14 protein-coding genes are annotated in these 10,758 nt (G+C 70.3%); 10 read left to right on the forward strand and 4 right to left on the reverse strand.

The features are described from left to right. Nucleotides 1-111: 111 nt before the first annotated feature. Both RBJ65_RS34835 and RBJ65_RS34840 read left to right on the forward strand, forming a co-directional pair. Entirely contained in the window at nucleotides 112-843 is a 732-nt protein-coding gene (locus RBJ65_RS34835) for a TetR family transcriptional regulator (RefSeq protein WP_306319413.1), read from the forward strand. A 138-nt stretch (nucleotides 844-981) separates the two neighbouring features. After that, nucleotides 982-1,395 (forward strand): Zn-ribbon domain-containing OB-fold protein, encoded by a 414-nt coding sequence (locus tag RBJ65_RS34840; protein ID WP_306319414.1) that lies wholly within the window; start codon nucleotides 982-984, stop codon nucleotides 1,393-1,395. Between the two features lie 33 nt (nucleotides 1,396-1,428). On the opposite strand, the gene RBJ65_RS34845 is transcribed toward RBJ65_RS34840, so the two are convergent. Genes RBJ65_RS34845 through RBJ65_RS34855 form a run of 3 tightly spaced genes read right to left on the reverse strand, consistent with a single transcriptional unit; the run spans nucleotide 1,429 to nucleotide 3,515 of the window. Beyond that, a complete protein-coding gene (locus tag RBJ65_RS34845; protein ID WP_306319415.1) occupies nucleotides 1,429-1,827 on the reverse strand; it encodes a nuclear transport factor 2 family protein in 399 nt (132 codons plus the stop codon). 39 nt (nucleotides 1,828-1,866) lie between these two features. Continuing rightward, the gene (locus RBJ65_RS34850) at nucleotides 1,867-2,517 is read right to left on the reverse strand and encodes a TetR/AcrR family transcriptional regulator (RefSeq protein WP_306319416.1); all 651 of its coding nucleotides are present in this window, start codon (nucleotides 2,515-2,517) and stop codon (nucleotides 1,867-1,869) included. 56 nt (nucleotides 2,518-2,573) lie between these two features. Beyond that, a complete protein-coding gene (locus RBJ65_RS34855) occupies nucleotides 2,574-3,515 on the reverse strand; it encodes an alpha/beta fold hydrolase (RefSeq protein ID WP_306319417.1) in 942 nt (313 codons plus the stop codon). A 146-nt stretch (nucleotides 3,516-3,661) separates the two neighbouring features. Here RBJ65_RS34855 and RBJ65_RS34860 point away from each other — a divergent pair, with 146 nt between their 5' ends. The 8 genes from RBJ65_RS34860 to RBJ65_RS34895 all read left to right on the forward strand — a co-directional run bounded on the left by RBJ65_RS34860 (nucleotide 3,662) and on the right by RBJ65_RS34895 (nucleotide 10,328). Then, nucleotides 3,662-5,053, forward strand: coding sequence for an MFS transporter (locus tag RBJ65_RS34860; RefSeq protein WP_306319418.1), 1,392 nt, complete (start codon nucleotides 3,662-3,664; stop codon nucleotides 5,051-5,053). A 2-nt stretch (nucleotides 5,054-5,055) separates the two neighbouring features. After that, on the forward strand, nucleotides 5,056-5,856 hold the full coding sequence (locus RBJ65_RS34865; RefSeq protein WP_306319419.1) for an enoyl-CoA hydratase-related protein: 801 nt from the start codon (nucleotides 5,056-5,058) through the stop codon (nucleotides 5,854-5,856). A 302-nt stretch (nucleotides 5,857-6,158) separates the two neighbouring features. Beyond that, nucleotides 6,159-6,971 carry an SDR family oxidoreductase gene (locus tag RBJ65_RS34870; RefSeq protein WP_306319420.1) on the forward strand — a complete coding sequence of 271 codons (813 nt, stop codon included), beginning with the start codon at nucleotides 6,159-6,161 and terminating at the stop codon, nucleotides 6,969-6,971. Then, nucleotides 6,968-7,600: an HAD family phosphatase gene (locus tag RBJ65_RS34875; protein ID WP_306319421.1), complete on the forward strand. Its 633-nt coding sequence runs from the start codon at nucleotides 6,968-6,970 to the stop codon at nucleotides 7,598-7,600. The genes RBJ65_RS34870 and RBJ65_RS34875 overlap by 4 nt, the downstream gene beginning before the upstream one ends. A 32-nt stretch (nucleotides 7,601-7,632) precedes the next feature. After that, on the forward strand, nucleotides 7,633-8,844 hold the full coding sequence (locus RBJ65_RS34880; protein WP_306319422.1) for an acyl-CoA dehydrogenase family protein: 1,212 nt from the start codon (nucleotides 7,633-7,635) through the stop codon (nucleotides 8,842-8,844). Between the two features lie 92 nt (nucleotides 8,845-8,936). Further along, the gene (locus RBJ65_RS34885; protein ID WP_306319636.1) at nucleotides 8,937-9,266 is read left to right on the forward strand and encodes a luciferase family protein; all 330 of its coding nucleotides are present in this window, start codon (nucleotides 8,937-8,939) and stop codon (nucleotides 9,264-9,266) included. A 34-nt stretch (nucleotides 9,267-9,300) separates the two neighbouring features. Then, nucleotides 9,301-9,882, forward strand: coding sequence for a dihydrofolate reductase family protein (locus tag RBJ65_RS34890; protein ID WP_306319423.1), 582 nt, complete (start codon nucleotides 9,301-9,303; stop codon nucleotides 9,880-9,882). A 95-nt stretch (nucleotides 9,883-9,977) separates the two neighbouring features. Continuing rightward, on the forward strand, nucleotides 9,978-10,328 hold the full coding sequence (locus tag RBJ65_RS34895; RefSeq protein WP_306319424.1) for a helix-turn-helix domain-containing protein: 351 nt from the start codon (nucleotides 9,978-9,980) through the stop codon (nucleotides 10,326-10,328). Between the two features lie 39 nt (nucleotides 10,329-10,367). Here RBJ65_RS34895 and RBJ65_RS34900 read toward each other — a convergent pair whose 3' ends face one another. Then, on the reverse strand, nucleotides 10,368-10,745 hold the full coding sequence (locus RBJ65_RS34900; protein ID WP_306319425.1) for a DUF488 domain-containing protein: 378 nt from the start codon (nucleotides 10,743-10,745) through the stop codon (nucleotides 10,368-10,370). Between the last annotated feature and the right edge of the window lie 13 nt (nucleotides 10,746-10,758).

The following is a 10,758-nucleotide window of genomic DNA, read 5'->3' on the forward strand; positions in this document are numbered from 1 at the left end:
CCCTACTGCCCTACTGCATTCGTCTCCTACTGATGGCCAACTTATGGCACTCAGTTCCCTCTGTAAAGGTACGTAGTGCCAAGGTGGCCCGAGCGGTGTTACGTTCCCGGCATGAGCGAGGCGCGCGAGGTCAACGGGTCCACGGGGCCACAGAAGAAGGCACCCATGCGGGAGGTGCTGGCCGAGGCGGCGTTCCAGTTGTTCATGGAGCGCGGCTTCGAGCGGACGACCGTGGACGACATCGTGGCGCGGGCCGGGGTGGGGCGGCGGTCCTTCTTCCGGTACTTCCCGTCCAAGGAGGACGCGGTCTTCCCGGACCACGAGAGCTGCCTCGCCGACATGACGGCCTTCCTGGAGGCCGCGGGCGACGAGAGCGACGCCGTCGACGTGGTGTGCGACGCCGCGAGCCTGGTGCTGCGGATGTACGCGGCCAACCCCGAATTCTCGGTCCAGCGCTACCAGTTGACGCGCGAGGTGCCGGGGCTGCGGACCTACGAGCTGTCGGTCGTGCGGCGCTACGAGCGCACGCTCGCCGGGTATCTGCGGCAGCGCTGGGCCGGCGCAGCGGACGGCGCGCTGCGGGCCGAGGTGGTGGCCGCCTCCGTGGTGGCCGCGCACAACAACGGCCTGCGCTCCTGGCTGCGTTCGGGCGGCGAGGACGACGCCGAGGGGGCGGTGGACCACGCGCTGCGACTCGTACGGCGCACCTGGGGGGAGGGCGGCGCGGCCGGCGCGGTGGCGCCCGAGCCCCAACAGGAGGACGTCGTCGTGATGGTGGCGCCCAAGGGGGCCCCGATGTGGCGGGTGATCCAGCGGGTGGAGTCGGCGCTGCGGGACGGCTGACCGCGCACCCTGTGTACGGCACCCGAAGCAAGTTGATGGTACTCAGTGTCTTTACCGGCTGGCACTCAGTGTCATACGCTGATGGGGCGTCGAGGCACTGCCGCCCGGCGCACAGCGGTGAGTGCGGGAGGCCGAAGGATGTCAGTGATCTCAGCGCCGGAGAGCATCGAGCGCCGCGCGGGCACCGACGCGCAGGACGCGGGTTTCGCCTATCAGCGCTGCCGTTGGTGTGGCACCCCGTCGTTCCGCCGGCTGCTCTGCCCGGTCTGCGCGTCGAGCGAGCTCAAGACGGAGTACAGCGCGGGCCCGGGCGTTGTGGTCCAGTCCCGCGTCGTGCACCGCGGCACCGGAGTCGCGCGCAACGAGGCGCTGGTCCGCTTCCCGGAGGACTTCGTCGTGCCGTGCCGCATCGTGGGCACCGCACCGCACATGGTGTGGCTCGGCGCCGCCGTGCGCTCGGTGGTCAACGCGGCGGCCGACTCGGGCGAGGTCCTCTTCGAGCTGGTGGACGACCTCGCCGCCGAGCACGACCCCTACGGCCGCCTGCGCTGAACTGAACTGAACTGAACTGCTCTCGGGCAGGCTCTACTTGGCGGCCTGCGCCGCCTCCTCGGCGATCCGGTCGAACTGCTCGCCCATCGCGGCGGCCAGCGCCTGCGCGGCGGACAGCGGGCGCACCATCACCATGAAGTCGTCGATCAGGCCGTCCTCGTCGAAGTGCAGGAAGTCGCAGCCGGTGATCTGCCGCTCGCCGACCCGCGCCTCGAAGACGAGCACGTGGTCGCGCCCGTCGGCGTCCCCGATCTCCCGTACGTAGCGGAAGTCATCGAAGACCCGGGTGACGCCGCGCAGGATCGCCGCGGTGATCGCCTTGCCCGGGTACGGCTTGAACACGACCGGGCTGCGGAAGACCACGTCGTCGGCCAACATGGCCTCGACGGCCGCGAGATCGCCCTTCTCCACGGCTGCGCGGAAGGGGTGCATGAGGGTGCCTCCTCGGGTGCGTCGGGTGCGTCGGGTGTGTCAGGCCTCGGGCTGTTTGAGCTGAAGCCCGTTCTCCCAGATCTTGTTGAGCGTCGTCACGAGCTTCTCGTACGGGATGCGCTGGCCGAGGACGAACACCAGGTACGCCATGCGGCTCACCATCACCGACAGGGCGTGCGCCGTCACCAGCGGGTCGAGGCCGGGATCGGCGAGGCCCTCGTCCTGGAGGGAGCGGATCAGCTTGGCGTTGCGGCGCGCGAACGCGTTGCCCCGCTCGATGCGGAGCTGCTTGAACGTCTCGTCGACCTGGGCGACCTGCTCGAAGAGCGCCATGAGGCGGGCGTTCTTCTTGTAGGCGCGCAGATACTCGCGGTTGGACGCGTCGATCATCTCGCGCGGATCGGTGATGCCGGTGCGCTCGCGCAGATGCGGGTGCAGCATCTCCTCCTGCACCTGCGCGACGAGCGCCTGGAAGATCTCTTCCTTGCTGTTGAAGTACGTGTAGAACGAGCCCGACGCGACATGCGCGGCCTTGGAGATGTCCGTGATCCGCGCGTCGAGATACCCGTCGCGCTCGAACACCTCGCGCGCGGCGGTCACGAGCGCGTTGCGCGTGCGGACGCCGCGGGCGCTGCGGGGCGTGATGGGTTGCTTCTGGCCGCCGTCTGCGGCCGGGGCCTGGGCAGCCAACGCGGTCCCTTCGCTCGTGTCACCAGCGCTTCCACGGCTGGTGGCTGCGGATGCTATCAGCCGACTCCGTCGAGAAACTCCAGCAGAGCGGCGTTCACGGCGCCGGCCCGCTCCTGCTGGATCCAGTGCCCCGCCCCGTCGAGCACGACCCGTCCGCGCAGATCGGTCAGCACCTCTTCAAGGCGGTCGGCGGGCATGAAGCGGGCCACCGGGTCCGCGGATCCGGTGACGAACAGGGAGGGGCGGTCGATGGTGCGTCCCGCGAGGTGCTCGGTCAGCTCCCAGGTACGGTCCAGGTTCCGGTAGTAGTTCAGGCCGCCGGTGAAGCCGGTCCGCTCGAACTCCTCGACGTAATAGGCGAGTTCGTCGTCGTCGAGCCACCGCGGCGGCGGGAACTTCTCGTCCGGGCGCTCCGCCCACTCGGCGGACCAGATCTCCCGGGTCACCAGCGTCCTGCGTACGTTGTGCGCGAGCGCGCGGTCCGCGACGCCCGGCTCCTGGAACCACACCATGTAGAAGGCGTCACCGAGCCGCCGCCGCATCACGGGCAGCGGCGCCACGGGCGAGCGCGGCGCCACCGGCACACTCATCCCGACCACGCCCCGCACCCGCTCCGGGTGCTCCCACGCCATGTGCCACACGACCTGCGCACCCCAGTCGTGCCCCACGAACACCGCGTCGTCCGCGCCCACCTCGTCCAGCAGCCCCACCAGGTCCGCGCAGACGGTGAGTGTGTCGTACGCCTCGGGCTCCGCGGGCCGTGAACTCCCGCCGAAACCCCGCAGATCCGGGGCGAGCACCCGATAGCCCGCCGCGCCGAGCGCGAGCACCTGGTGGCGCCACGAGAACGCCAGCTCGGGGAAGCCGTGGCAGAGCACCACCAGTGGCTTGTCGGAGTCCGCGGGGCCGTGCTCGAAGACGCGCAGCGAGATCCCGTTGGTGTCGACCTGGCGGGACTTCACATGCTGCCACTCGGCCGCGGCGGTGGGGGCGCTCATGCAGGCAACTCCTCGATGTCGGCGCAACAAGCCCTGTTCAAGGGCGTGTTCAAGGTATTGAAGTTGACGTTGGGTTCAAATATACAGGGGGCGGCCGCAGGGCCGCAGCGGTCGTGACATGTTCGGACGACGGAGGAGCCCCGCACGTGAATCCGCCCACCGCACAGCCCCGAAAAGGCGCCGAGCAGGCAGCCGGCGCCGAGACACCCCCGACCCGAGCGTCGGGCAAACTCCTCGCCGCGGGACTCATCGGCAGTTCCATCGAGTGGTACGACTTCTTCCTCTACGGGACGGCCGCCGCGCTGGTCTTCCCCGAGGTCTTCTTCCCCGACTCCTCGGCGCTCACCGGCACCCTGCTGTCGTTCAGCACCTTCTGGGCGGGCTTCCTGGCGCGCCCGATCGGCGGCGTCGTCGCGGGACACCTCGGCGACCGGCACGGCCGCAAGGCCATGGTCGTCATCTCCATGGCCCTGATGGGCGCCTGCACCTTCCTGATCGGCTGCCTGCCGGGCGCCGGTGTCATGGGCGCGGCTGCGCCGCTGCTCCTCGTACTGCTGCGCTTCGTCCAGGGCCTCGCCTGCGGCGCCCAGTGGGGCGGCATCGCGCTGCTGCTCACCGAGTCCGCCTCGCCCAAACGCAAGGGGTACGCGGGCACCTTCGGGCAGATGGGTGTCTCGCTCGGTGTCTTCCTCGGCAACGGTGCCTTCCTCCTCGCGAGCGCGACGGCATCGGACGAGGCGTTCATGAGCTGGGGCTGGCGCATCCCGTTCCTGGCGAGCGGCGTGCTGCTGCCCGTCGTGATGTACGTACAGAACAAGGTCGAGGACTCGCCCGAGTTCCGGCGGATGGCCGAGCAGGCCGCCGCGAAGAGCGAGAAGGAGAAGGTGGCACGGGCGCCCGTCGTCGAGGTGATCCGCACCAAGTGGCGCACCGTGCTGCTCGCGGCCGGACTGCTCGCCGGCACCAACTGCCTCTTCTACATCAGCATCGCGGGCGTCGTCAGCTACGCCGCCGAACACCTCGGGCTCGACAAGGACGCCATCCTGCTCGTCGCGATGCCGGTGACAGCGGTCGGGGCGTTGTTCGTGCTGTGGGCGGGGTGGCTGTCCGACCGGGTCGGACGGCGGCCCGCCGTCCTCGTCGGTGCGGCGATCATCGTGCTGTGGGCGTTCCCGTACTTCTGGCTGGTCAACACCGGGTCGTTGGTGTGGCTCGGGGTGGCCGTGCTGGTGGGTGGCTTCGGCCAGTCGCTCACGTACGGGCCGCTCGCCGCGTACATCGGCGAACTCTTCGAGCCGCGCGTGCGGTACTCCGGTGCCTCGCTGGCCTACCAGATCGCGGCGCTCACCATCAGCGGCGGCACCCCGCTCATCATGACCGCCATCATCGGTGGCACCGGAGGCACCACCTGGGTGTCGGTGTTCGTCGCGGTGATGGGGCTGCTCACGTTCGGCAGCGCGTGGGTGCTGCGTGAGACCAATCCGCGCGAGGTACGCGAGGACCCGACAGCGGTGCCCGGCACCGTGGGAGGAGTGTGACCGTGACGACGACCGAGGAACCTTTGGCGTACGCGGAGCGGCGGGGGGCGGTCAGCGTGGTGACGCTCAATCGGCCCGAGCGGCTCAACGCCTGGACCAATGAGCTGGAGGACCGGTACTTCGAGCTCCTCGACGAGGCCGAGGCCGACCCCGAGGTGCGGGCGATCGTCGTGACCGGGGCGGGGCGCGGGTTCTGCGCGGGTGCCGACATGGCCGAGCTGCAACGGATCGGCTCCGCCGGGGACGCGGGGGAGGAGCGGCCGAAGCGGGAGCGGCCGCGGTGGTATCCGCTGAGCCTGCGCAAGCCGTTGATCGGGGCGATCAACGGGGCGGCGGCGGGGCTCGGGTTCGTCGAGGCGCTCTACTTCGACGTGCGGTTCAGCACGCCGGAGGCCAAGTTCACGACGTCGTTCGCGCGGCGCGGGCTGATCGCCGAGTACGGGGTGGCGTGGCTGCTGCCGCGGCTCGTGGGGCCGGCGCGGGCGGCGGACCTGCTGCTGTCGGGGCGGGTGGTGCGGGGTGCGGAGGCGTACGAGATGGGGTTGGTGAACCGGGTCGTCGAGCGGGACCGGTTGCTGGGGGAGGCGGTGGCGTATGCGGAGGAGTTGGCTACGTGGTGTTCGCCTACGTCGATGAGTGTCATGAAGCAGCAGTTGAGCGAGGCGTTCGAGGTGGACTTCGAGACTGCGGCGAGGAGGGCGGAGGTGTTGATGGAGGAGTCGTTCGGGCGGGCCGACGCGGCGGAAGGGGTGGCGAGTTATTTGGAGGGGCGGGAGCCGGGGTTTCGGCCGTTGTCCGGGTGACGTGGTGGTAGGGGTGCGGTCACCCGGGGGTGCGGTCGCGGGGCTCTGCCCCGGGCCCCGCGCCTCAAGCGCCGGCGGGGCTTGATTGTGGTCGTCCGCCGCCGAGGCTCCAAAAGATCGGGGCTCTGCCCCGGACCCCGCTGCCTCTCGTCCGACGGCGGGGCTTGAGTGCGGGCCGGAGGGGGCTTGATTGTGGCCGTACGGGCTTGAGCGGTGAGGCCGCTCTAGAACTTGACGTCGGATTCAAGTACGGTGCTGTGCGGACAGGGTCGAGTGGTGTGAGTGAAGGGGTGGAGAGCGGGATGTTGATCGATGGCAAGGTCGCGGTCGTGACCGGGGCCGCTGGGGGTATCGGCGCGGCCGTCGCGCAGCGGCTCCTGGAGGCGGGCGCCCGTGGTGTGGTGCTGACCGACCTCGACGGCTCCCGCCTGGACGCGACCGTGGGGCGGCTCGGGGAGGCGCACGACGGGCGTGTGGCGGGGCGGGCCGGGGACGCGGGTGACACCGGGCAGCTGCGGGAGCTGATCGCGCTCGCGGAGGAGCGGTTCGGGCCCGTCGACCTGTACTTCGCCAACGCCGGGATCGGCGGTGGCTCGGGCCTCGGCGCGAGCGAGGAGGAGTGGGAGCGCGCGCTCGACATCAACGTCATGGCGCATGTGCGCGCCGCGAAGCTGCTCGTGCCGGGGTGGGTGGAGCGCGGCGAGGGGTACTTCTTCTCCACCGCGTCCGCCGCCGGGCTGCTCACACAGATCGGCTCCGCCACGTACTCCGTCAGCAAGCACGCCGCCGTCGCCTTCTCCGAGTGGCTCTCGGTCACGTACGGGGACGAGGGGGTGCGGGTGAGCTGCCTGTGTCCGCAGGGCGTCGAGACCGAGCTGCTGATGGCCGGCACCCGCTCGTCCGATCCCGCCGAACAGGCCGCCGCCCGCGCCGTGTTGGACGCCGGGAACCTGCTCAAGCCGCTGGACGTCGCCGACGAGGTGGTGGCGGCCGTCGGGGACGAGCGGTTCCTCGTGCTGCCGCACCCGCAGGTGCTCGACTTCTACCGGCACAAGGGCAGCGATTACGACCGGTGGCTGCGCGGCATGCGGCGCTACCAGAAGTCCGTGCGATGAGCGAGCCGCGCAGTGCCGTCCTCTTCGACTTCGGTGGTGTGCTGACCACGAGTCTCGTCGGGGCCTTCGAGGAGCTCGGGCGTGAACTCGCCGGTGACAGCGGGCTGTTGCTGCGGTTGCTCACGCACGATGAGAAGAGCAGTGCCCTGCTCGTCGCGCACGAGAAGGGGCTCATCGGGCAGGGCGAGTTCGAGGACGGGTTCGCGGCGCGGCTGCGCGCCCACGGCGCCGACGTCGCGGCCGAAGGGCTCGTCCGCCGGATGCAGGCCGGCCTGCGGCCCGACCCGGACACCGTCGCGCTCGTCGCCAAGCTGCGCGCCGACGGGTATCGCGTCGGGCTGCTCTCCAACTCCCTCGGCGACGACTGCTACGCGGGCTTCGACCTGCCCGCGCTGTTCGACGCCGTCACCATCTCCGGCGAGATCGGCGTCCGCAAACCCTCGCGGCGCGCCTACGCCATCGCCTGCGAACGCCTCGGCGTCGCACCCGAACAGACCGTCATGGTCGACGACCTGGAACAGAACATCACGTCCGCGGCCCGCATCGGCATCGCCGGGATCGTGCACCGCGACGCCGCCACGACCGCCGCCGAACTCGACCGCCTGCTGGGCGAGTCGGGCCGCGTGTGACACCGAACGAACCGACTGTGGAGGAACCACTCGTGTACGAACAGACCGCCAGGGGCAAGGAGTACCAGGAGAAGCTGCTCGCCTTCATGGACGAGCACATCTACCCCGCCGAGGCCGTCTACGCGGCGCAGATGGCCGAGTCCGGCGACCCGCACTTCCACCCGCCGGTCATCGAGGAGCTGAAGACCGAGGCGAAGAAGCGCGGCCTGTGGAACCTCTTCCACCCGCACCCCGAGTGGGGCCCGGGACTCACCAACCTCGAATACGCGCCGCTCGCCGAGATCATGGGGCGGAGTGCGGGGCTCGCGCCCGAGGCCACCAACTGCAACGCGCCCGACACCGGCAACATGGAGGTCCTCACCCTCTTCGGCACCGAGGAGCACAAGGAGAAGTGGCTGGGGCCCCTCCTGAACGGTGAGATCGCCTCCGCGTTCGCCATGACCGAGCCCGCCGTGGCCAGTTCGGACGCCAGCAACATCCAGATGCGGATGGAGCGCGACGGCGACGACTACATCCTCAACGGCCGCAAGTGGTGGACCTCCAACGCCCTGCACCCGCACTGCAAGGTCCTCATCGTCATGGGCAAGACGGACCCCGACGGGCCCGCCTTCCGGCAGCAGTCGATGATGGTCGTGCCGATCGACGCCCCGGGCGTGAAGGTGCTTCGCGGGCTGCCCGTCTTCGGGTACCAGGACCGCGAGGGGCACGCCGAAGTGCTCTTCGAGAACGTCCGCGTGCCGGCCACCGACCTGCTGTCCGGCGAGGGCGACGGGTTCCTGATCAGCCAGGCGCGGCTCGGCCCCGGCCGCATCCACCACTGCATGCGCTCCATCGGCATGGCCGAGCGGGCCCTCGACCTGATGATCGACCGGGCCCAGTCCCGGACCACCTTCGGGTCACCGGTCGCGGAGCGCGGCAACATCCAGGACTGGATCGCCGAGGCCCGCATCGAGATCGACATGGCGCGGCTGCTCACCCTCAAGGCCGCGTACCTGATGGACACCGTCGGCAACAAGGAGGCGCGCACCGAGATCGCCGCGATCAAGGTGGCCGCGCCGAACGTCGCCCTGAAGGTCGTCGACCTCGCGATCCAGGTGCACGGCGGAGGCGGCGTCTCCGACGACTTCCCGCTCGCCAGCATGTACGCGCACCTGCGGACGCTGCGCCTTGCCGACGGTCCCGACGAGGTGCACAAGCGGACCATCGCCCGGCGCGAGCTGCGCCGCCGGGAGAAGCAGCGGTGACGTCCCGCCCGTTGTGACGGGGTGGTGGACGGGGCTGGTCCTCCGGGTGAAGCGTGCGCGAGGATGGAGGCATGACCGCGGCCCAGCGTGCCATGACCGAACTCGGAACATGGCCGAACCTGGTAAGTGGCCCGCCCCAGTGCTCAGTTGGGCACGCCTTCCGCGCGGCGGGCCACGACCTCGTCCACTTCCATGCCGATGACTGCGCCGATCTGTACCTGACCTCGTCGGTGGTGCAGCGACTGCTTCCGCAGCTGCGACACAACAGCGCCATAAGGGTGCGACCGGGAGACTCCTGGATTACCGTGCTCCTCGAATGCGACACGGATGTGCAGCTGTTGCTGAGTTTGGTGAGCGTCGCCCTCAAGGAACACGACGCGCACGCCTGCCCCTCACCTCCGTGTGACTGGGAACGCGGTTAGCGAACGGCGGTCGACGGCGAGAGGCGAGTACCCGATGCGCAAGATCGTTTTCATGATGGGCATGTCCCTCGACGGCTATATGGAGGCACCCGGCCGGGACATCGGCTGGCACCGGGTCGACGAGGAACTGCACCAGCACATGAACGACGTGAGCCGTTCCTTCGGCGGGATCCTCGGCGGACGCCTCACGCACGAGCTGATGGCCGGGTACTGGCCCGAGGCGGACCAGGACCCCGAGGCCACACCCGCCGTGGTCGAATTCGCGGCCATCTGGCGCGAGATCCCGAAGATCGTGTTCTCCCGGACCCTGAAGCCGGGCTCCGGCGAGTGGCACACCACCGTCATGCCCGAAGTGGTGCCCGAGGCGATCCGCGCGCTCAAGGAACAGCCCGGCGGCGACCTCGTCGTCGACGGCGCGAACCTGGCGACGACGTTCCTGGAGCACGACCTCGTCGACGAGTTCCGCGTCTACGTCCACCCGGTGCTCATCGGCACCGGCACCCCGATGTTCCACCCCGCCAAGACCTTCACCGACCGCCCGCTGCGGCTCGTGGAGACGCGGGCGTTCGGCAACGGCGTCGTGCTGCTGCGGCACGAGCGGGATCGGGCCGAGTAGGCCGAGTAGTACGGCGCTGAGCGTTACGGGGGCCGGCGATATCGCCGTGGGCGAAGTGCGGGGCAGGTGGCCGCGCGTCTTCGTACGGTGGGCCGATGAGCAACCACGAGTCGCGCCGCACCCGTCCCGTCCCGGTCCCCGAGCCCCTCTGGCGGCACGTCGTGGGTGACGTGCTGCGGCGGCGCAGGCGCGCGCAGGGGCGGACCCTGCGGGACGTGGCCGACGTCGCCGGGATCTCGATGCCCTACCTGTCGGAGGTCGAGCGCGGGCGCAAGGAGGCCTCTTCGGAGATGCTCGCGGCCGTCGCGGGGGCGCTCGGGCTCGGGCTCGTCGACGTACTCGCCCTGGCCCAGGGGGAGTTGGCGCGGGCCGCCCGGCCCATCCGTACGGTCTCCGTCACGTCCGCCGCCCAGGGCTCTCGCGGCACCGTCTGCCTCGCCGCCTGAGCACCGCCCGGGACGGCCCAGGGACGGCTCAGGGACGGTTCAGCCCGCCTCCAAGTGGCGCAGCAGCACCGGCACATGGCTGTGCTCGATGTCCTTCACCGACGTCACCAGCGTCACCCGCCCGTGCTTCGCCAGCTCGCGCACCCGGTCCACCAGATCGGCGCGGGCCGGTTCGGCCAGCTCGGCGGCGTACCGCTCGGCGAACGTGTCGTACCGGTCCGCCTTGTCCTCGTGGTACCAGGAGCGCAGCTCCTTCGACGGGGAGATGTCCTTGAGCCATTCGTCGATGTCGGCCCGCTCCTTCGAGACGCCGCGCGGCCAGAGCCGGTCCACGAGGAGGCGGGTGCCGTCGGCCGGAGTGGGCGGGTCGTAGACCCTGCGGACGGCGAAGTCACCGGAGCCATGATTTGCGGTCATGAACCCATTGTGC

Source organism: Streptomyces sp. KL109B (genome assembly GCF_030766935.1).
GTDB lineage: Bacteria > Actinomycetota > Actinomycetes > Streptomycetales > Streptomycetaceae > Streptomyces.